Raw genomic sequence first — 20,451 nt, forward strand, 5'->3', positions numbered from 1 at the left:
CGTCGGGCTGTTGTGTCCGGCGAGTGGCGGCTTATTACTTCCCCTTTTTGAGGATGGCAAGCCGAAAAATGCGTGGCCTGTGGATTTATTTCCAGTCCGGGCCGATTTTCTCCCGTCCGGGCCCTATAGGCCGAGGACGGGAGCATTCCCATGTCATTTGAAGCGCTTAGACGTCTTCTTCGTCATCGGAAACGCCGATGAGGCCGCTCATGTCGTCGTCGTCTTCGTCTTCGTCGGCTTCGAGGAAGGTGTCGTCGTCGTCACCGTCGATCTCGACATCGTCGTCGCCGAGATCCGGCAGGTCGTCGCCGCCCGCTGCCTCATCATCGGCATCCTCGAGCGAAACGAGTTCGACTTCGGTGTTCTCTGCATCGACTTCCGTGACGTCTTCTTCTTCTTCCTTCTCGAGCACCTTGGCGACCGAGGTTTCTTCGAAGAAGTTCAGCGGATAGGACTTGCCGGTGTAAGGCGAAACGATCGGATCACGGTTCAGATCGTAGAATTTGCGCCCGGTTTCCGGGTCGATGCGCTTTGTTCCAAGTTCCGGTTTTGCCACTGTCAAAGCCTCTTGAATGGCCGGCCGAGCCGGCTCTTGCCGAAAACCGGCGGGTGGAAAGGGTATCAAGCTTATGATGATTAGCCGGTCCCCATAATCATCTTGACCGCATCTGTCAAAGGCAAAACTTGCAAGGCCCTGTGTCACGGGCGTTCCGGCGTGCGCAAGCATGGCCGCTCGCCGCGATTTAAGGAAGTATGCAGCAGGGGTTGTGGCAGGAGTGCTGCCGACAGCAGGCCGGCCTGCAAGGACGCCATACGAGTTGCATTGTCTTCTTCAACTCTATCCGGTCTAAGAATAAAAACAGTCAGCCATTCAGCTGCCGCCGCGACTTTGGCGCGTCTTGAGCGCGACACTGTCTTGCATGTTTCGAGGATTCCGCATGTCGCAAGGATTGGGCCAAAGCCCTGCCACCGCCCGCAAATCAGACGGCCTTAAGGGGACGGTCCGAATTCCCGGCGACAAGTCGATCTCGCATCGGTCGCTGATGCTGGGCGGGCTTGCCGCCGGCGAAACGCGTATCACCGGCCTGCTCCAAGGCGCGGATGTGATCGCCACCGGCCGGGCCATGCAGGCGATAGGTGCCAGGATCCGCAAGGAGGGCGACACCTGGATCGTCAACGGCGTCGGCAATGGTGCGTTGCTTGCGCCGGAAGCGCCGCTCGATTTCGGCAACGCCGGCACCGGTTGCCGCCTCATCATGGGTCTCGTCGGCGTCTATGATTTCGAAACGACCTTCATCGGTGATGCCTCGCTCAGCCGGCGGCCGATGGCGCGCGTGCTTGATCCCTTGCGTGAGATGGGCGTGCAGGTAGAGGCTGCTACGGGTGACCGGCTGCCGGTGACCCTTCGCGGACCGAAGACGCCGACGCCGGTCACCTACCGCGTGCCGGTCGCGTCCGCCCAGGTGAAATCGGCGGTGCTCTTCGCCGGTCTCAATGCGCCCGGTATCACCACCGTCATCGAACCGGCGATCACCCGTGACCACACGGAGCGCATGCTGCGCGGATTCGGCGCCGAACTCTCGGTGGAAACCGATGCCACCGGTGTCCGCACCATCCGGCTCGAAGGCCGCGGCAGGCTCGTCGCCCAGGAGATCGATGTGCCCGGCGATCCGTCCTCGACGGCTTTCCCGCTGGTCGCGGCGCTCGTCGTTCCGGGTTCTGACATCACCATCCGGAACGTGCTGATGAACCCGACCCGTACGGGGCTGATCCTGACCTTGCAGGAGATGGGCGGCGACATCGAGGTGATCGACATCGGGCAGGTCGGCGGAGAAGACGTGGCGGATCTGAGGGTACGCCATTCCGAACTGAAAGGCGTTACGGTCCCCGAAGAGCGTGCCGCCTCGATGATCGATGAGTATCCCATTCTCGCCATCGCCGCCGCCTTTGCCGAAGGCGCGACCATCATGCATGGTCTCGATGAGCTGCGCGTGAAGGAGTCCGATCGCCTCGCCGCCATCGCCGCGGGCCTGAAGCTCAACGGTGTCGACTGCGAGGAGGGCAGATCCTCGCTCGTCGTGCGCGGTCGCCGCGGCGGCAAGGGCCTCGGAAATGCCTCAGGCGGAGTGGTGAAGACCCATCTCGACCACCGTATCGCCATGAGCTTCCTTGTCCTGGGTCTTGCCGCGGAGCACCCCGTCAAGGTGGATGACTCGACGATGATTGCGACGAGCTTTCCGGGGTACATTGATCTGATGGCGGGGCTCGGGGCGAGGATCGCGTGAAGCCGACGGGCGAACCGGCCGATATCCGCTCAGGTTCGTCGGCGGAGGATGCTTCTTTGATTGTGTGGATTAAGATAGTCGCTGTTCAAGCATGGAAGCCAGCATCGCTTTCAGTTACAGGCCAGTAACAACATCGATTGCAGGAAACTTATGATCACCATCGCCATCGACGGGCCGGCAGCGGCCGGCAAGGGCACGCTCTCGCGCCGGATCGCCGAGGAATACGGCTTTCATCATCTCGATACGGGGCTGACCTATCGTGCCACCGCCAAGGCGCTGCTGGATAGCGGGCTGCCGCTCGATGACGAGGCGGTCGCCGAGAAGATGGCGCGCGAGGTCGAGCTCGCCGGGCTTGATCGGTCGGTGCTTTCCGCCCACGCGATCGGCGAGGCGGCATCGAAGATCGCCGTCATGCCGGCGGTGCGCCGGGCACTGGTCGAGGCGCAGCGCGCCTTTTCGCTGCGCGAGCCCGGAACGGTGCTCGACGGACGCGACATCGGCACGGTTGTCTGCCCGGGTGCGCCGGTAAAACTCTATGTCACTGCGTCGCCGGAAGTACGGGCGAGACGCCGTTACGACGAGATCATCGGCAGCGGTCAGCCGGCCGACTATGCGGCGATATTCGAGGATGTGAAGAAGCGCGACGAGCGCGATATGGGCCGCGCCGACAGTCCTTTGCGGCCGGCCGAAGACGCGCACTTGCTTGATACGTCTGAAATGAGTATAGAGGCGGCGTTTCAGGCCGCGAAGACTTTGATCGATGCGGCCCTGATCAAGAAGATCTGAAGAAGAGCCCTTTCACAACCCTCGTTTGAAACGCTCTTCTTGCATAGCCTGAAATTCCGTCCACGCGCCGGATTGCCCCTTCGATGGGGCGGACTGGGTTCAGGCCTGTTCAACACCAGCCCCCGGCGCATGTGCGTCTCGAATGAGATGCATGCAGGAGATTCCATGTCTGCTACCAATCCTACCCGTGACGATTTCGCCGCTCTTCTCGAAGAATCCTTCGCGAAGACCGATCTCGCCGAAGGCTATGTTGCCAAGGGCATCGTTACGGCCATCGAAAAGGACGTCGCCGTTGTCGACGTCGGTCTGAAGGTCGAAGGCCGCATCGCTCTGAAGGAATTCGGCGCGAAGGCCAAGGACGGCTCGCTCAAGGTCGGCGACGAAGTCGAAGTCTACGTTGAGCGCATCGAAAACGCGCTCGGCGAAGCTGTTCTGTCGCGCGAGAAGGCTCGCCGCGAAGAAAGCTGGATGCGCCTGGAAGTGAAGTTCGAAGCCGGCGAACGCGTCGAAGGCATCATCTTCAATCAGGTCAAGGGTGGCTTCACCGTCGATCTCGACGGCGCCGTTGCCTTCCTTCCGCGCTCGCAGGTCGACATCCGTCCGATCCGCGACGTCACCCCGCTGATGCACAACCCGCAGCCCTTCGAAATCCTCAAGATGGACAAGCGCCGTGGCAACATCGTCGTATCGCGTCGTACGGTTCTGGAAGAGTCCCGCGCCGAACAGCGTTCTGAAATCGTTCAGAACCTTGAAGAAGGCCAGGTTGTCGAAGGCGTCGTCAAGAACATCACCGACTACGGTGCGTTCGTCGACCTCGGCGGCATCGACGGTCTGCTCCATGTCACCGACATGGCATGGCGTCGCGTGAACCATCCGTCGGAGATCCTGAACATTGGCCAGCAGGTCAAGGTTCAGATCATCCGCATCAACCAGGAAACCCACCGCATCTCGCTCGGCATGAAGCAGCTCGAGTCGGATCCGTGGGATGGCATCGGTGCGAAGTACCCGGTCGGCAAGAAGATCTCCGGTACCGTCACGAACATCACCGACTACGGTGCGTTCGTCGAGCTGGAGCCGGGCATCGAAGGCCTGATCCACATCTCCGAAATGTCCTGGACCAAGAAGAACGTACACCCCGGCAAGATCCTGTCCACGAGCCAGGAAGTCGACGTTGTCGTTCTCGAAGTCGATCCGACCAAGCGTCGCATCTCGCTCGGCCTCAAGCAGACGCTCGAGAACCCGTGGCAGGCATTCGCGCATAGCCATCCGGCTGGCACCGAAGTCGAAGGCGAAGTCAAGAACAAGACCGAATTCGGCCTGTTCATCGGCCTCGACGGCGATGTTGACGGCATGGTGCACCTTTCCGACCTCGACTGGAACCGTCCGGGCGAGCAGGTCATCGAAGAGTTCAACAAGGGCGACGTTGTTCGCGCCGTTGTTCTCGACGTCGACGTCGACAAGGAGCGCATCTCGCTCGGCATCAAGCAGCTCGGCAAGGATGCAGTCGGCGACGCCGCTGCTTCCGGCGAACTGCGCAAGAACGCCGTTGTTTCGGCTGAAATCATCGCGATCAACGATGGTGGCATCGAAGTGAAGCTCGTCAACCACGAAGACATCACCTCGTTCATCCGCCGCGCTGACCTCGCGCGCGACCGCGACGAACAGCGTCCGGAGCGTTTCTCGGTTGGTCAGGTTGTCGACGCCCGCGTCACCAACTTCTCCAAGAAGGACCGCAAGATCCAGCTGTCGATCAAGGCTCTGGAAATCGCTGAAGAGAAGGAAGCCGTTGCTCAGTTCGGTTCGTCCGACTCGGGCGCTTCGCTCGGCGACATCCTTGGTGCGGCTCTGAAGAACCGCCAGAACAACGAGTAATCGTTGCCTGACACCTGAACTGAAAAACCCGCGGAGAGCGATCTCCGCGGGTTTTTCTTTGGCCGAATTCTTGCTCGGGTCGCGCCCTCAGCCGAGGCCGCCGAGCCTGCGATAAAGATCATAGGCGTCGGGTGCTTCCGGCGTCTCGCCCTCGAGCATGGCTTCGTCCGTTGGCTCTGCTCCATCCCCTTGATCGTGGCCGTCGCCTTCTTCTGCGCCCTGCTCTTCGTCCGATGCCTCGTCTTCAGATCCGCCAGGCATTTCATGGCTGAGGTTTTCGGTCTCCGCCGCATCCTTGGCGGCCGGCGGGTAGGGGATCATGGCAAAAGGAATGGCTTCGCGCGGCAGGCCGTTTTCGACCAGCCTGGCGATGACCTGCTGCATCGTCTGTTCATCGGTTGCGCGCTGCGGCCGCATGTCCGCAGGCGGGCGCAGGGCAGCCTTTGTGTCCTCGGTCTGGTCGTCGAGCAAGGACGGCAGGGCGTTGCCGCCGTCCGGGATCTCGCGCTGGCGCGCCGCGGCGTCGATCGCGCGCACCGGTGTGGCGATTTCTTTTGCCGGAACCGGCGCCGGCGCGTCGGTACCATCGGCGTGCTCAGCCGCCGGCTTGGTCTCGGCGCCGGTCGCGCTCCCGGGCAGGGTTACGCTGTCGCGAATGAGCGTCTTGATCGCCTCGAAGAGCACCCGCACCGGCCGGGCCTCGGGATTGCCGCGACCGGCCGCCGTTGCTGTCTTGGCGTCCTTCTCCTCCGCATCAGGCATTGGGCCATAGGTGCCATCGGGGTCGGCGTCCTCAGCGGTTTCGGCAGTCGTATCGGCTTCGGCCGGCGCCGCCGTGCTCTCGCTGGCCGGGACCTCGGTTTCGGCATGCCCGCCATCGGGCGGCGGCCCGGTTTCCTCAGGCTCAGGTCCGAGGGCCGTTTGCGGCGCTTCCTCGACTTCGCCTTCGCCTGCCAGCAGGGCGGCGGCGGTTTCGACCGGCGTGCTTTCCGGTGGCGTGGGCTTGCCTGTGCTCGCACGCGTTTCGCTTCGCTCCGGTGCGGCGTTTCGGGCTTTTGAGGGCGCCTCTGTCGTTCCGGCCTGGTCCAGGTCATCACCCCGCGGTTCGAGCGCGTCGGTGTCGTTGCCGACCCCAAAGGTCTTGCGCAGCACCGCCTGCAGCAGCGCGACTTCGCCGGCAACCGGGGTACGCGCAGCAACCGGGTTGAAAGGCATTGCCGGCTGGAGAGAGGGGTTACGCAGGATGACGTCGCGCGCTTGAGTGGGCATCGGAGTGACGGTGCTGCTCGGGGCACTCGTGCCATTGCGGATCGCGGGCAGTTCGGCAAGCAGGCCGACCCGGACGGCGAGGCTGCGCCCGCCGAGCTGGCGCTCGAGCAACAGCCGATCGGATGCAGGCATCGTTTCGAGGAAGGCCACCAGGCGCCGAACGAAATCGCGCCCGCCTTCCTGAGGCAGGGGTGGGAACTTCAGGATGCGCGCCAGATCCTCCATCAGCCGCACCAAAGCGTCCTTGGAGAGGATTTCGCGACCCGAGAGGTGTCGGGTCAACGCGTCCAGGATCTTTTGAATGGCTTCGCCGCGTTGGCCGGCGGGCAACAGCGCTGCCGGCTGCTGTGCCTTGGTGTTCGTGTCTTCTGCGGTAGCGGCCGCGGCTCGGGCCGTCTGGATGGGTATCAGCATTCTGGTCTCCATCTCGCTTGACCTCAGGTTGACCAATCATCGGTGAGCGACGAAACGCGGGTGCACGCTTGGGCACGGACCGATTTCCGGCTCGCGTGCGAACTGTTTTCTTTGTCACTTACGGGTTGGCGCCTCATGCGCGTCTACAGCGCCGCGCGCCCTATGAGGCGCGCAAAGGTCGCTGTAGCACTTTGAGTTGCTGCATGTTTCTTAAAGAAACATGCAGGGGTCCAATGGCCGGACAGCCGCGACCAGGCCGCGGATAAGGGAATCGGCATGATCACTGAGGCTAGGTGAAAGAGGTTTATGAAATCTTAACCAAGTTTCGATCGCTGCGGCAGCCGACCGCCCTTGCCTGCGGGCTTCGACAGCGCCATCTTCTGGACTTCTGAGGAGTTTCGGATGAGCGTTCGTCCCCCAAAAGCCCTGAGCCCGACCTTCTCGACCACCGGCGCCTTCAACGTGCTCGAATATGAACTCATGTCCGAGCGGGCCGATGCGCTCGGCCGGCATGGGCTGAAGGTGGAAAAGGCGCTTGCCGCACTGTCGGAACTGAAGGCGGAGGCGGCCCCGGATTTGCGCGAGCGGCTTCTCGATGAAGCAGCCGATGTCGTCTGGGCCTTTTTCATCCAGCGCGAGATCTGCGGGCTGCGTGACAGCCGCGATGCCGTTCGCCGCTACGGCATTCCCAAGGAGGTCATGGCAAGGCTCGGTATCGTGCGGAGGAAATGATCAGAAGCTCTGCGCCGTCAGGCTGTACAGGCCGTTCTCGTCGAAGCGGACCAGGTTTTGCAACTCGGCTTCGCGGCGCTCGGCGACATTTTCCATCTCGTCCTTGAGTTGGAGCGCACGAAGCTGCTCGTTTTGTTCGACCAGCGACTGCTTGTCGGTTCTGCGCGTGGGATCGTTGCGCAAGCTGTCGACTTGGGCTTCCTCGAGCGACCCGGATTCCGTTGTGCTCTTCAGCCGATCCACCGCGTTGGCAGCCTGTGCCTGGCTTTGAGAACTTTTGCCGCTCGTCTCTCCAAGCGCCGCCTTCAGCGTCTCGTTTTCCCGGCCGCCTGGATTTTTGAGTGCCTCAGCCAGTTCGGTGAGGGAGAGGCCGAGTTTATCCAGCCCAAGCTGCTCCTCGACCTTGGCGATATTGCTCGGATCCAGATTCTTGATCTGGTTCTCGAGCGCTCTGGCGAAGGCGGCGTCGGATGTGAATGTCTCGCGGTCGAGGTCGAAGAACTCTCCGACTTGGCGAACGAGAGCCGCGCGATTGCTGTTGGGGTCGTTCTGGGTGCGATCGAAGAAGTGCGCGTTGATCTTGTCGTTGGCCTCCCTACGGGCATCGTCGGACTGGACCTGCGCCTTCAGGACCTTGTCGTCCTTGGTGCCCTTGGCCTTTTCTTCTTCTTCCGCCTGCCGCTTTTCGATGTCCTTGAGGATCGAGCCGACCAGGCTGGTCGTTGCGGTGGCGGTCGATTGCTGGGTCGGAAGCAGCATGTATGATCCCCGGACAGCATCGTGGAGCTTTCCGAAAAGGTAGGTCGTCGCGGTTAATGCCGGCTTAACCGACGTTTCCCACAAATCGGGACCGATCGGGCAGACGAAGCCATCTGCTCCGCGATTGCGCACGGAGAAATGCGTGAGGCAGCATCGCCTTTGCGCGGCGGCGCGTCAGTCTCGCCTATCGGTAAGGCGAGTAGCAGACCCTGTAGGCACCACCGTAGCTTAGGAACCGGTTGGTCGCCGGATTGTAGGAGCGGTAGCGCGACATGCACCAGCTCACATGTGAGCCGCCGCCAACATATCGGTCGCGATAGTAGTAGTTATTACCATAATAACTATTACCGTAATATCGGTTACCGTAATATCGACGCGGATAGTATCCGCCATAGTAACGGGGATAGTATCCACCGCCATAGTAGCTGCCGTAGCCGCCGCCATAATAGCCGCCGGAGCCGAAGTAGAAGCTCAGGCCCGAACCACCATAATATGGGCCACCCCATCCTCGCCGGTAGTAAGGCCCTCCTCCCCATCCTGGACCCCATCCGCGACGCCAGCCGTACCCGCCATATCCGCCGTAGCGCCGGTGGTAATACTGCACATTCTGGACGTCGCCCTGTGCCTTGATCTGGAGATCGGGCGCCTGGATCGGCATTGCCTCAACAGGTCCGATGGGGGTGATCAGGGAGGTGGCGGCTAGGCTGCAGCCGATAACGAAATTGCGAAATCCCGTCATTTTATCCTCACTTTCAGAAGGCCATGCCTTCCGTTTGTGTCCCTGCCTGTATTACGTTTGTTTTTCTTGGTTTATTCATGGCGCCGGACGCTGTGTGTGGTTGCGGGAACCACTGGATTTCCGCCCGTTGCTCTCTTCAGTACGATGCGCCGATCCGTCGGTCGTGTCACTGTGGTTCTTGTCCGGTCCCTTCCCTTCCTCAGCGAGGTACGCGATGCAGTTGAAGTTTGGCACCAGTGGTTTGCGCGGGCTCTCCGAGGAACTGAAGGGCGAACCCTCGGCCCGCTATGCGACGGCTTTCGCCCGGCATCTTGTGGAGTCTGGGCACAGCAAGCCCGGCGATCCCATCCTCATCGCCCGCGATTTTCGCGATTCGAGCCCTGAGATCGCGGCCGTTTGCGCCGCGGCGCTGTCGCGCGAGGGGCTGCGTGTTTTTGACTGCGGCACGGTGCCGACGCCCGCACTGGCGCTCTACGGCCTCGCCAACGGGGCAGCGGGCTTGATGATCACCGGCTCCCATATCCCGGCCGATCGCAACGGCATCAAGTTCTATCGCCCGGATGGCGAGATCGACAAGGCGGACGAGGTGGCGATCAGCCGCATCGCCGACGGCATTGCACACCAGATCGCGCCGGTCGCCGATGCCGGGACCGGTGAGGACCACGCCGCCAGGGCCGCCGCCCTCTTCATGGAACGGAACCGGCAATTGCTGCCGGCCGGGGCGCTGTCCGGGCTCAAGGTCGGTGTCTACCAGCATAGCACCGTCGCCCGCGACCTGATCGCCGACCTGCTGACCCACTCTGGTGCCGATGTCGTGGCCCTTGGGCGCTCGGAACACTTCATTCCTGTTGATACCGAGGCGGTTTCGGCGGAGACGATCGAGCGGCTTCAGGATTGGGCGCGCGAACATCGCCTCGATGCGATCGTGTCGGCGGATGGGGACGGCGACCGGCCCCTTGTCGCCGACGAAAATGGGCTGCCCCTGCGTGGTGACCTGCTGGGCCTGATGGCTTGCGGTTTCCTCGGCGCCAGACTTGCGGTCACTCCGGTCACGTCGAATTCCGGCCTTGAGGGCAGGGAAGGGCTTTCCGTCCTGCGCACCCGCGTCGGCTCGCCCTTTGTGATCGCCGGCATGCAGCAGGCGCTGAAAGAGGGTACGCAGAAGGTCGCCGGCTTCGAGGCCAATGGCGGTACGCTGACCGCGAGCCCCTTTGAGATCAATGGCGCAACGCTGGAAGCGCTACCCACCCGGGATAGCTTTCTGCCGATTGTCGCGGCACTGGCCGCGGCGGCTGAGGCCAAGCTTTCGCTTTCCGCGCTCGCCGCTTCCTACCGGTTGCCTGTGGCGCTCAGCGATAGGCTCGAAAATTTCCCGGTGGAAACAAGCGCCCGGCTGATGGCCTATCTGCGCGGAGACGAGGCAAATCTTGCGGAATTCCTGGCGCCGATCGGCGGCGTCGCTGCGGTGAGCGACATCGATGGGCTGAGAGTGACGCTGGATGATGGTCGGATCATCCATTTCCGACCCTCGGGCAATGCGCCGGAGATGCGGTGCTACGTCGAGGCGGAGTCGTCTGAGGCTGCCGAAGCGCTGCTCTCAAGGGGGCTATCCACAATCCGCCGGTGGGCAGAATCCGCTTCGAACTGAGTTTTTTGCAATCCGACACGAAAACTTCAAAAACCCTGTTGACACTTCAGCTCGGGCCTTTTACACCCCAGCCCGTCGCCCAGATGGCGGAATTGGTAGACGCGCCAGCTTCAGGTGCTGGTACTCGCAAGGGTGTGGAGGTTCGAGTCCTCTTCTGGGCACCAAATTCCCAACCAAGTCTTTGATTTGGTTTTGAAAAACCCCGGTTAGCCGGGGTTTTTTCGTTTCTGGCGTTTGCCCGCAAATCGAGGCGATTTCCTGTCGCGCGGCGCGCTCTTTCCGTCGATATGGTTGCGCGTCGCCGTTATTTTCGCGCGACGCGCCTTGAAGCTTTGACCGGCAGCATTGATATTCTATTCGCAACGAAGTGGCGTGCAGACCGCACGAACGCGGCACCATGCAATCGTCCGCCGGGGCGGCGGAACTGAGCGAGGACGAGGCGATGTCTGAGACGCGTCGCAAGCTGACGACTATCCTATCCGCGGATGTTCAGGACTACACCCGGCTGATGCGTGCCGACGAGGAGGGCACGCTCGCCACGTTGAAGCGCTATCGCGATGCCATGGGACGGCTCATCGAGGCGCATGAGGGCCGTGTCGTCAACACCTGGGGCGATGGCCTCATCGCGGAGTTCCCGAGCGTCGTGGAAGCCGTGCGCGCGGCGATCGACGTGCAGAACGAATTGGCCGGTCGCAATGAGAAATGCCCTACGGACGAACAGATGCTGTTTCGCATCGGCATCAATCTCGGCGACGTGATCGCCGAGGGCGATGACCTCTATGGTGATGGCGTCAATGTCGCGGCGCGCCTGCAGGCTTCAGCACCCGCCGGTGGCATCGTCATTTCGAATACGGTCTATGACCAGGTGCGCAACAAGGTCGCCGTCGGGTTCGATTTTCTGGGGCCGCTGGAGGTGAAGAACATCGATGGTGGTGTTCCGAGCTACGCCGTGCGCATCGGCACGGCCGATCCCCGCCCGGCAATCGGCATCCAAGGCTTCGGACGTTCCGCTGGTCAAGCGAGCGGGAATGGCGGCCGATCAGGGGCTGAGGCAAAGGGGGGCGGCGGGGCGGTCGCCGCGGCGAAGCGAGGATCTCTTCCCGTGCTCGCCGTCATCGCCGCAGGACTGGTCGTGCTGAACCTCCTCACCTGGAACGGGGTGCTCTGGTCCGTTTGGCCATTGCTCGGGCTCGGCATTTTGTCGGGCCTTGCGTGGTTCAAGGCAAACCCGTGGGTGGATCGCGGCATCGGTGTGCTGGCCCTTTCCGGGCTGGTGCTCTTGACGATCAACGTGCTGACGTGGCATGGAGTGTTCTGGGCCGTCTGGCCGCTGCTCGCCTTTGCTGTCGTCGCCGGTATCCGCTGGGTCACCCGATCGCGCCGCAGTGTTGGTCACTGAGGCCGCCTATACGCTTTCCCCGCCTTGCGTGCCTTCCGGCTTGGTTGCCGGCATGTCTGCGGCTGCCGGCTCTGCGCCCAGCACCTCATAGATCTCCAACGCAGAGGCGCGGCCCTTCGCCTGCGCCGAGCCGAGGGGCCGGAAGCGGATAGCGGTGCCGGCATGGGCGACGACGGCGCCGCTCGCCATGATCGTGGTGTCGTAGTTCTTGTTCATGCCTTCCAGGCGGGAGGCGACGTTCACCGTATCGCCCATCGCCGTATATTGCAGTCGCTCCTTCGCGCCGACATTGCCGACGACGGCGGTGCCGGTATGAATGCCGAAACGGGTGCGGAACTCCGGAAGACCCTTTTGACGCTGCGCCTCGTTGAAGACACGCAAGCGTTCCTCGACCGCCAGCGCGCACCGACAGGCATGTTCTGCGTGCTTTTCGTCCGCCGCCGGTGCGTTCCACATCGCGAACACCGAATCGCCGAGGAACTGGATGATCGTTCCGTCGTGTTCTCCGACGGTCTCGCTGAAGATGTCGAAATACTCCGACAGCATCGCCACTACATCTTCCGGCGGATATTTTTCGCTGAGCGTGGTGAAGTCGTAGATGTCGGTGAAGAGCGCCGTCACCTCCTGTCGCCAGGCGGAGCGTCCGCTGAACTGACCGGACTCGATGCCCTTGCGCACCAGTTCCTTGGGCACATAGAGCGCGAAGGTGAAGATCGCGTCTCGCGCCCGGTTCATGGCCCCGCCGAGCGTGGAGATCTCGCTGACATGCGACGAGACGTCGATGGGCGTCGTGAAGTCGAGATCCTGCAGCCGGTTGGCGCTGGCCGTCAGCTGGTTGAGCCCCTTGGTGATCAAATGCGCAAGCACCAGCGAAGCGAGCACCGCGAGCGCCACGACCGATCCGGAAATCGCCAGCCCTTGCACGAGCGTCTGGTTGGCCTCCGCCATCAACTCGTCCAGCGGCGCCGCCACCACGGCGCGGTTGCCGGAGAGAAGCAGCGCGGATTCGAGCGGCGTCACCATGACGAGATAGGTTCGGTCTCCGACCTCGACGAAGTCGGCCTTGCCGGGCTTAGGCGGATTGAGGCGGATGCTCTGGATCAAGGGATCGCTCTCGGCCTGCACGATCGGGCTATCCTTGTCCTTCGCCGCCATGATGCGTCGCATCATCACCAGGTCCGAGTGGATGATCGGACGCCCGACGGCATCGAGGATGAAGGAGACGGACCCGGCCGTCAGCCGCTCGCGGGCCAGGAAATCGGTGATCGTATCGAGAATGACGTCCGCGCCGATGACGATCTCCGGATTGCCCCGATGCGCTTGCGAGATCGTCATGCCCAGCGTTTCGGTGGTGGCACTTTCATAAGGGCCGGTCGAGACCGCGGCCTTTCCGTTGACCGCCGCGCGATACCACGGCCTGGTCCGCGGGTCGAAGCCGGTAGGTGGCAGCCGCCGCTCGGAAAACTGCGTGCCGTCCTTGTCGAGGAAGAGCACGCGCTGCAGAGACTTGCCGCTCGCATCCTTTTCCATCGAGCGCACGGCCATGGCAGCACCACGTGGCGCGTCCAGCGCCATGCGCCAGGCGACCTGCTTGAGATCGACCACCTGAAAGAAAGCACCGTTGGGATAGCCGACATAGACCCCGTCAATATGCGGCGAGCGGGTGATGCCCTCGCGCAGCACCGCCACCTTGTCGTTCATGCGCTCCGGCGGCGGCACGAGGAAGGAGTTGGCGACCGAGGAAACGAGGTTGACGAGGGCCGAGGTATCGCCCGAGAGCACGCCCAGTCGATCCACGAGGCGGTTCATGAAGCCGCGCATATTGGCCTCGGCGTCGGCGATCGCGGCGTTGCGCGAGCGATGATAATCGAGCCCGACGAGTGTGGCCGAGACGACAATCAGCATGGTGACGATGACCAGGCTGAACAGCGACCGCAGCGAGCTGTTCCAGCCATCGCGTGTTCTGCCTTGTCGAGCACCGGACGCCGTGTCTGCCATTGCGGTTCTCTGCTTCCGTACCGATCAACTGGCGACGACCTTAGCGTGCAAGGATGGTCGCATGTGCAAGGAAAGTTAAATGCGATTCCCATAAAACACGTTAACCGGCGGGATGCACGCCCCGCCGACACCCGCCTCAAAAAATCGCTGGGTCAGTTCGCCGTCACCGGTTTCGAGCGCATGCGCGCGACGGTTTCCCGCTCGGCCCGCTTGCAGCGCATCGGCGGCAGGTTGCGGTCCATCAGATCCATGTCCTCGAGCACCATGTCGCCCATCTTCTTGAAGGCGCTGTCGAGCGCGCCGGCGCGGTGGGCGGAGCGCAGGAAACCTGGCAGGCGGCGAACCGGATGATCGAGCGGTAGCGGCTCTTCCGGAAAGACGTCGCTGGCCGCCACGATATGGCCGCGTGCGACCGCCGCCATCAGCGCATCGAAATCAACGACGCCGGCGCGGCTCAAGAGGATGAAGGCAGCGCCAGGGCGCATGCGGGCAAAGGCCTTTTCGCCGAGGAAGCCTTCGTTCTCGCTGGTGACCGATGCGACGACGAAGACGAAGTCGCTGTCGCCGAGGACCGTATCGAGCGATGCCGGCTCGACGCCGTTGTCCCTCAGGATCGAGGCAGGCATCCAGGGATCGAAGACGCGGATCCTGGCGCGGAAACCGGAGAGCACGCGGTTCAGCGCCTTGCCGAGATCGCCGAAGCCGATGATGCCGATGTCGGCGCCGGCGAGAAGCCGCGCCGATCGGTTGCCGTCGCCGCCCCACAGTTCACGGCCTTCGCGGAAGGCAAGGTCGGCGTCGACGATGCCGCGGGCGATGTTGAGCGCCATGGCAAGGCCGAGTTCGGCGACCGGTTCGGCAAAGACCTGACCGGTGGTCACCACATGGATGCCGCGCGCAAACAGCACCTCGTAGGGCATGTTGTTGATCAGGTTGCTCTCGACATTGAGGATCGCCCGGAGTTGTCCCATGCGCTGGAGCGTTGCATGATCGAGCGGCGGCTGGCCGATGATGTAGCGCGCTTCGGACAGGATATCGTCGCTAAGCCCGGCGATATCGTCCGATTCGGCTTCGACGATCCGGTAACGCTGGTGCAGGTCCTTCAGCGCCTGCGGCGTGAAGATCAGGTCAAGCGTGCGTGGAGCGGGCGCGCTGATGGCAAGCGGCCGATTGTTGGCCATAATATCGGGCATGGTTCCTCCCACTGCATGTTTCCTTTGATCGTAACCGATTCAAGGATGAAAACATGCAGCAATTCAAAGTGCTGTAGGCGGAGGCAGTCCCGCTTCCGTACCGTCAGGCTAAGCGGCGTGGTCGTCGAGGAGGCAAGCTTGCGAGCAACGCGACGGGCGCCGAGGCACGCCTGCTTCAATAGCCGAGGCCGCGTTTCTGGCGATAGAGCGACGGCGGCAGGTCGCTGCCCTGGAAGACCGGTCCATCACCGCGGCGGCAATTGTAGATCGTGTCGTAGACGGGGCCGCCGCGGGCCGTCGATTCGAACGGATAGTTGCGGTCGACGAAGGTCTGTTCGCAGACGGTATGGTCTCCGCCGCCATTCAGCGGATCCATCTGGCGCACGCCGGGCAGGTCCCGGTAGGTCTGTGCCGTTGCCGGGACGATGGAGAGCCCCAAAGTCAGCGCGAGGGCCGAAAGGGCGAGAGCGGAGCGAAAAGACGTCATTGTCAGGACTTTCGAACGGGCGACCGTCTGGCGGGATACGGTAACGGTATCGCCGGCGCCAAACTTGCGCTATAGGCCACACCACTTCGTTTGATCTGGGGATTTTCGATGGCGAATGCAATACGGGTCCATGAAGGCGACATTTCCGCAGCCGATGCTGCGCGCTATACCGGTGCGATCGCCATCGACACTGAAACGCTTGGTCTCATCCCCCGCCGTGACCGCCTCTGTGTCGTACAGCTTTCGCCGGGCGACGGCACCGCCGACGTCATCCGCATCGCCGCCGGCCAGAGGCAAGCGCCGAACCTCGTCGCCATGCTCGCCGATCCGGCCCGCCAGAAGATTTTCCACTTCGGCCGCTTCGATATCGCCGTGCTCTTCCACACGTTCGGAGTGACGACGACGCCGGTTTTCTGCACCAAGATCGCCTCGCGGCTGACCCGGACCTATACCGACCGCCACGGCCTCAAGGACAATCTCAAGGAAATGCTCGACGTCGACATTTCCAAGCAGCAGCAGTCGTCCGATTGGGCGGCGGACATCCTCTCGCCGGCGCAGCTCGAATATGCGGCTTCCGATGTACTGCACCTGCATGCGCTGCGCGACAAGCTGACGGCCCGCCTGCTTCGCGACGGCCGCATGGAGCATGCCGACGCCTGCTTTGCCTTCCTGCCTACGCGCTCCAAGCTTGATCTGCTGGGCTGGGACGAGACGGATATCTTCGCTCACAGCTGAGCCGTGATCGCAACGTCTGATCGCTTTGCTTGGCGTCAGGGCGTCAGGTACAGGACGACGGCATAACGTGCCGCCTTGCCGATGGCGACGAACAGCAGGAATAGCGGCAGCTTCATGCGCAACAGGCCGGCGACCAGCGTCAGCGGGTCGCCGATGACGGGCAGCCAGGAAAGCAGCAGCACCGGCTGGCCGTAGCGGGCAAAGAGCGCCTCCGCCTTCTGTCGGCTTGCCGGAGAAACCGGAAACCAGCGTCGACCTTCGAAGCGGATCAGGAAGCGCCCCAGCGCGAAGTTGACGACGGCGCCGAGCACGTTGCCGAGCGTTGCCGCAACGAACAGGGCAGGGCGGCTTGTTTCTCCATGCAAGGCGGCGGCAACGACTGCAGCCTCCGACATGCCAAAGAGCAGCGTCGCCGACAGGAACGCAGCGGAAAAGACGCCGGCAAGAATTCCGAAATCCAGGATCAGCTCCTGTCCGTATGGCCGAGATCGCGCTCCGGCTCGATGATGTCGCGGATGCGCTGTTTCAGTTCCTTGGGACCGGGGAAGCCGCCGTCGCGCTTGCGTTCCCAGACGAGCGCGTCATCGACGCGGATCTCGAAATTGCCGCCGGTGCCGGGAATGAGCGCCACTTCGCCGAGCGATTGCCCGAAGGTCTGCAGCAGTTCCTGTGCCATCCAGCCGGCGCGCAGCAGCCAGTTGCATTGGGTGCAATAGAGGATGGTGATACGCGGTTTCGGATCCATCGGCCTGGTCTCGGACGTGTGTCGGGGCGGCGACCATACCGGCGGCGCCAGGTGGAAACAACTGCGTCGCTCCGCCTCAGATGCTCACGTCCTGCTCACATAATTGTCAACAAATCTAGTCATGTTTTTATCGGGGGATAGCTTGCTTTGCGCTGCCGTCGCGGCGAGACAATGCGGCATTGCACAAATTGTCGCACCCCAACCGCCGGAGAGGCCATTCATGACCGACGTCACCGCTTCCAGTTCCCGCCCGCGTACCATCCTGCCGGCTCTGGAAAAAATTTATCTGCCGCTGGATACATCAGCCGAGACGCTGCTGCGTGTTCTGGCGGGTGCCCTGCTCGCGGTCCACGGCTTCGGCAAGATCACCGATCCCTTCGGCGCGATCGGCATGGTTGAAGGCCTCGGCTTCTATCCGGGTGTCTTCTGGTCGCCGCTTCTTTCCGCCACCGAATTCTTCGGCGGCATCCTGATCGCGATCGGCCTGCTGACGCGCCCGGCTGCTTTCGCCGGCATGATCGTTCTGCTCGTCACCGTCTACTTCCACGGCATCGTGCAGGGCGAGGGTCTCTTCGGCGCGGAGAAATCCATCCTCTGGGCGGCGATCCTGTTCTTCTTCGCCATCCGTGGCGCCAACAGCCAGTCGGTCGACGCAAAGCTCGGCAAGCAGTTCTGATTGATCGAACGATGACCAGGGAAACGGGGAGGCGGTGAAGACCGGCCTCCCCGTTTTCGTTTGGCGACACGTAGTGCCCATGCCGCCGGCCTGCCTTCAGGGAATACGCAATTCCGGATGGAAACCGTTTCACACTTTTCCTGGAATTGCTTGGGGCGTCACGCTGCGAATGGTCATGCGGTGGACCTTGCCCGACCGATCCTGCCAGTCGATCGACTGACCGACGGAAAGGCCGATCAAGGCCGCTCCAACAGGTGTCAGCACCGAGATGCGTCCGGCCTCGATGTCGGCCTCGCCGGGATAGACGAGCGTCACCCGCTTGGCAAAGCCGTTATCCGCCTCGAAGGCAACGGTGGAGCCCATCTGCACGCTGTCGGCAGGCAGCGCCTCCGGTGCGCCGATGCGGGCGCGGTCGAGCTCGCAGAGCAGCGCTTCGGCCACGTCGGGCACGCGGTCGAGCGCGGAGGACGCCAGCGCCGTCAGCCGCTTGTGATCCTCGGCATTGACGATGATGGGGGGAAGTTTCTTGCGGGATGCCGCCATGATGTGACCTGCCGTGTTCGGCCTTGGCGCCCACGGGCGCACTCGGAATCAATTTTCTGGGATTTCGGCGCTCGTTCAGCCGCGTCTAAAATTTCTTCTGCCGACGCGAAAGGCTCCCCTTACCCGGAGAGCGCAAGCATCCGGGCTGGGGTCAGGTTCCTGCGATCGGGCACACCCGGAAGCAGTGATAGGAAGAAATCGTCGACATCATGATGCCCCAAAGGTCGGAAAGTTTGACCGGGAAGTCAAGGCCCGTGGCGGAAGCGCAAAGCGCAGGGCGGATCATCGCGCCTCTTGAACAGCGGCCACGCTCGTGTTCAATCTCGGTTCGCGACGGCGAAGGGAAGGTGACGATGCGGGTATTGGTGGTTGAAAACATGGCGAAGACCGAGCTCGGCCAGGTGGGCACGGCGCTTCGCGAGGTCAAGGCGCAGATCGAGATCCACCGCGCCTATCTGGGCGAAACCGTTCCTGCAACGCCCGAAGGTTATGATGCGCTCGTCGTCCTTGGCGGCGAGCAGAGCGCGCTTGACGATGCCACCTATCCCTATTTGCCTGAACTCGCCGCACTGATGCGCGCCTTCGGGGACAGCGGACGCTCCGTGCTTGGCATCTGCCTCGGAAGCCAGCTTCTTGCGCGCGCCTATGGCGGGGAAAATCTGCTGGGCGCCGCCAAAGAGTTCGGCTGGTGCCAGATCCAGGTGCGCGGCGAAGGCGCTGAGGACCCGGTGCTGTCCAGCGTCGGTGAGAGCTTCCCGATCTTCCAATGGCACGGCGATACCTTCACCCTGCCCGAGGGCGCCGTGCATCTCGCCGAAAACGCCGTCACCACCCATCAGGCCTTCCGCATCGGCCGCGCCGCCTATGGCACCCAATTTCATTTCGAGGCGGACACCCATCTCGTCGAGGACTGGAACCGTGCGTTCCCGGATACGATCAACCGGCTCGATCCCACCTGGCTTGCCCGCTATCGTGAGCACGCCGCCCGCCATGGCCGGGAAGCCGATGCTGCCGGCCTGACGCTGGCGCGCGCCTGGGTGGCGACGATCGGTCGGCGTGTGGGCGCCGCCGCGATCGCGGATCCGGTATTGGAGGAGATGGACAGATGAGCGAGACACTAAACGGCGGTTGCTTCTGCGGCAGGATCCGATACCGGCTGAAGGCCGCGCCGATGTTCGTCAATTGCTGCCATTGCAGCGATTGCCAGCGCCAGGTCGGCAGCGCTTTCGTTGTCAACGGCGTTATCGAGCGCGAAAATATCGAGCTCACCGAGGGCGAGCCCGTCATGGTGACGCTCCCCACCGACAGTGGCCGCCCGCACGACGTTTATCGCTGCGCCGAATGCCAGACGGCGCTCTGGAGCGACTATGGCCGGCGCGGCTGGCTCTCCTTCCTCCGCATCGCGAGCCTCGACCGTCCCTCGGACTTCTCGCCGGATGCGCACATTTTCACTCGCTCCAAGGTGGAGGGGCTGTCGCTCGAAGGCGGCGCTCCAGCCTTCGAGATCTATTACGACATGAAGACGATGTGGCCGGCCGAAAGCCTGGCCCGGCGCGAAGCGGCGGAAGCAAAGGCAAGAGCATGACCGCCAGCGAACGCGACAAGATGGCCGCAGGTGAATGGTACTCGTGCCTCGATGCCGAGCTCGATGCGCTTCGACTGACGGCACGCGAAGCGGTCCACCAGCACAACACCATGTCACCGGCCGCGCGCGGAAGCATGGCGCCGGCTTTGCGTGCACTGTTCGGTGCGGTTGCCGATGACGTCTTCATCGAAGCACCGTTCCATTGCTCCTACGGCATCAACACAAGTCTCGGCGCCCGCGTCTATCTCAACGCCGGCTGCACGATCCTCGACAGCGGTCGGGTGACGATCGGCGAGGGCACGATGCTGGGACCGAGCGTGCAGATCTATTGTGCCGAGCACCACAAGGACGCGGTTCTGCGTGGCCAGGGCCTCGAAGTCGCCCGCCCGGTGACGATCGGCGCGGATGTCTGGATCGGCGGCGGCGCCATCATCCTGGGCGGTGTGACGATCGGCGATGGTGCGATTGTCGGCGCCGGCGCGGTGGTGACGAAGGATGTGCCCGCCGGGGCGACCGTCGCCGGAAACCCGGCACGCCCGCTGCCGCGTGCAGGAAACTGAATACTTTAGACCTTTTCAAGGAGTGT

General features: G+C 62.9%; 21 protein-coding genes and 1 tRNA gene. 12 read left to right on the forward strand and 10 right to left on the reverse strand.

The genetic code is table 11. From position 1 onward, the window contains the following. Positions 1-166: 166 nt before the first annotated feature. Positions 167-556 carry a TIGR02300 family protein gene (locus tag ACN9MO_RS18570; protein ID WP_057247831.1) on the reverse strand — a complete coding sequence of 130 codons (390 nt, stop codon included), beginning with the start codon at positions 554-556 and terminating at the stop codon, positions 167-169. Positions 557-938: 382 nt separating this feature from the next. Here ACN9MO_RS18570 and aroA point away from each other — a divergent pair, with 382 nt between their 5' ends. The 3 genes from aroA to rpsA all read left to right on the forward strand — a co-directional run bounded on the left by aroA (position 939) and on the right by rpsA (position 4,943). After that, positions 939-2,285 (forward strand): 3-phosphoshikimate 1-carboxyvinyltransferase, encoded by a 1,347-nt coding sequence (gene aroA / locus ACN9MO_RS18575; protein WP_057247832.1) that lies wholly within the window; start codon positions 939-941, stop codon positions 2,283-2,285. A 150-nt stretch (positions 2,286-2,435) separates the two neighbouring features. After that, positions 2,436-3,071 carry a (d)CMP kinase gene (gene cmk / locus ACN9MO_RS18580; RefSeq protein WP_057247833.1) on the forward strand — a complete coding sequence of 212 codons (636 nt, stop codon included), beginning with the start codon at positions 2,436-2,438 and terminating at the stop codon, positions 3,069-3,071. 165 nt (positions 3,072-3,236) lie between these two features. Then, entirely contained in the window at positions 3,237-4,943 is a 1,707-nt protein-coding gene (rpsA, locus tag ACN9MO_RS18585; protein WP_057247834.1) for a 30S ribosomal protein S1, read from the forward strand. Positions 4,944-5,030: 87 nt separating this feature from the next. Here rpsA and ACN9MO_RS18590 read toward each other — a convergent pair whose 3' ends face one another. Further along, the gene (locus tag ACN9MO_RS18590) at positions 5,031-6,626 is read right to left on the reverse strand and encodes a hypothetical protein (RefSeq protein ID WP_113131965.1); all 1,596 of its coding nucleotides are present in this window, start codon (positions 6,624-6,626) and stop codon (positions 5,031-5,033) included. 402 nt (positions 6,627-7,028) lie between these two features. Here ACN9MO_RS18590 and ACN9MO_RS18595 point away from each other — a divergent pair, with 402 nt between their 5' ends. Continuing rightward, entirely contained in the window at positions 7,029-7,358 is a 330-nt protein-coding gene (locus ACN9MO_RS18595; RefSeq protein ID WP_058324533.1) for a DUF6665 family protein, read from the forward strand. Here the strand turns inward: ACN9MO_RS18595 and ACN9MO_RS18600 are convergent, their stop codons facing one another. Then, positions 7,359-8,117: a hypothetical protein gene (locus ACN9MO_RS18600; RefSeq protein WP_113131966.1), complete on the reverse strand. Its 759-nt coding sequence runs from the start codon at positions 8,115-8,117 to the stop codon at positions 7,359-7,361. Between the two features lie 184 nt (positions 8,118-8,301). After that, complete coding sequence (locus tag ACN9MO_RS18605; RefSeq protein ID WP_113131967.1) at positions 8,302-8,856, reverse strand: BA14K family protein; 555 nt, start codon at positions 8,854-8,856, stop codon at positions 8,302-8,304. Between the two features lie 214 nt (positions 8,857-9,070). Here ACN9MO_RS18605 and ACN9MO_RS18610 point away from each other — a divergent pair, with 214 nt between their 5' ends. The 3 genes from ACN9MO_RS18610 (at position 9,071) to ACN9MO_RS18620 (ending at position 11,903) form a co-directional block, all read left to right on the forward strand. Further along, complete coding sequence (locus ACN9MO_RS18610; protein WP_113131968.1) at positions 9,071-10,504, forward strand: phosphomannomutase; 1,434 nt, start codon at positions 9,071-9,073, stop codon at positions 10,502-10,504. 77 nt (positions 10,505-10,581) lie between these two features. Continuing rightward, positions 10,582-10,668, forward strand: a tRNA-Leu gene (locus ACN9MO_RS18615). Positions 10,669-10,946: 278 nt separating this feature from the next. Next, a complete protein-coding gene (locus tag ACN9MO_RS18620; protein ID WP_113132135.1) occupies positions 10,947-11,903 on the forward strand; it encodes an adenylate/guanylate cyclase domain-containing protein in 957 nt (318 codons plus the stop codon). A gap of 6 nt (positions 11,904-11,909) precedes the next feature. Here the strand turns inward: ACN9MO_RS18620 and ACN9MO_RS18625 are convergent, their stop codons facing one another. From ACN9MO_RS18625 to ACN9MO_RS18635, 3 genes are all read right to left on the reverse strand, one after another. Next, positions 11,910-13,901, reverse strand: a complete 1,992-nt coding sequence (locus tag ACN9MO_RS18625) for an adenylate/guanylate cyclase domain-containing protein (protein ID WP_113131969.1) — start codon at positions 13,899-13,901, stop codon at positions 11,910-11,912. Positions 13,902-14,053: 152 nt separating this feature from the next. Further along, a complete protein-coding gene (locus ACN9MO_RS18630) occupies positions 14,054-15,094 on the reverse strand; it encodes a hydroxyacid dehydrogenase (protein WP_162733558.1) in 1,041 nt (346 codons plus the stop codon). 175 nt (positions 15,095-15,269) lie between these two features. Next, positions 15,270-15,581 (reverse strand): hypothetical protein, encoded by a 312-nt coding sequence (locus ACN9MO_RS18635; RefSeq protein WP_057247842.1) that lies wholly within the window; start codon positions 15,579-15,581, stop codon positions 15,270-15,272. A gap of 108 nt (positions 15,582-15,689) precedes the next feature. Here ACN9MO_RS18635 and ACN9MO_RS18640 point away from each other — a divergent pair, with 108 nt between their 5' ends. Next, the gene (locus tag ACN9MO_RS18640) at positions 15,690-16,316 is read left to right on the forward strand and encodes a ribonuclease D (RefSeq protein ID WP_057248232.1); all 627 of its coding nucleotides are present in this window, start codon (positions 15,690-15,692) and stop codon (positions 16,314-16,316) included. A gap of 35 nt (positions 16,317-16,351) precedes the next feature. Here ACN9MO_RS18640 and ACN9MO_RS18645 read toward each other — a convergent pair whose 3' ends face one another. Next, on the reverse strand, positions 16,352-16,711 hold the full coding sequence (locus ACN9MO_RS18645; RefSeq protein ID WP_082615689.1) for a YqaA family protein: 360 nt from the start codon (positions 16,709-16,711) through the stop codon (positions 16,352-16,354). 68 nt (positions 16,712-16,779) lie between these two features. Continuing rightward, positions 16,780-17,061, reverse strand: a complete 282-nt coding sequence (locus tag ACN9MO_RS18650; RefSeq protein ID WP_058324536.1) for a SelT/SelW/SelH family protein — start codon at positions 17,059-17,061, stop codon at positions 16,780-16,782. 220 nt (positions 17,062-17,281) lie between these two features. Between ACN9MO_RS18650 and ACN9MO_RS18655 the strand changes: the two genes are divergently transcribed. Then, positions 17,282-17,737, forward strand: coding sequence for a DoxX family protein (locus ACN9MO_RS18655; RefSeq protein ID WP_093234329.1), 456 nt, complete (start codon positions 17,282-17,284; stop codon positions 17,735-17,737). 129 nt (positions 17,738-17,866) lie between these two features. On the opposite strand, the gene rnk is transcribed toward ACN9MO_RS18655, so the two are convergent. Next, a complete protein-coding gene (rnk, locus tag ACN9MO_RS18660; protein ID WP_093234330.1) occupies positions 17,867-18,280 on the reverse strand; it encodes a nucleoside diphosphate kinase regulator in 414 nt (137 codons plus the stop codon). A gap of 353 nt (positions 18,281-18,633) precedes the next feature. Between rnk and ACN9MO_RS18665 the strand changes: the two genes are divergently transcribed. The 3 genes from ACN9MO_RS18665 to ACN9MO_RS18675 are packed head-to-tail and all read left to right on the forward strand — an operon-like array spanning position 18,634 to position 20,425. Continuing rightward, entirely contained in the window at positions 18,634-19,389 is a 756-nt protein-coding gene (locus tag ACN9MO_RS18665; protein ID WP_057247847.1) for a type 1 glutamine amidotransferase, read from the forward strand. Next, positions 19,386-19,865, forward strand: a complete 480-nt coding sequence (locus ACN9MO_RS18670) for a GFA family protein (protein ID WP_113131970.1) — start codon at positions 19,386-19,388, stop codon at positions 19,863-19,865. Before ACN9MO_RS18665 ends, ACN9MO_RS18670 begins: the two co-directional genes overlap by 4 nt. Continuing rightward, a complete protein-coding gene (locus ACN9MO_RS18675) occupies positions 19,862-20,425 on the forward strand; it encodes a sugar O-acetyltransferase (protein WP_093234332.1) in 564 nt (187 codons plus the stop codon). The genes ACN9MO_RS18670 and ACN9MO_RS18675 overlap by 4 nt, the downstream gene beginning before the upstream one ends. The last annotated feature ends 26 nt before the right edge of the window (positions 20,426-20,451 follow it).

Source organism: Ensifer sp. R-19 (genome assembly GCF_049905105.1).
In the GTDB taxonomy this organism is placed as follows: domain Bacteria; phylum Pseudomonadota; class Alphaproteobacteria; order Rhizobiales; family Rhizobiaceae; genus Ensifer.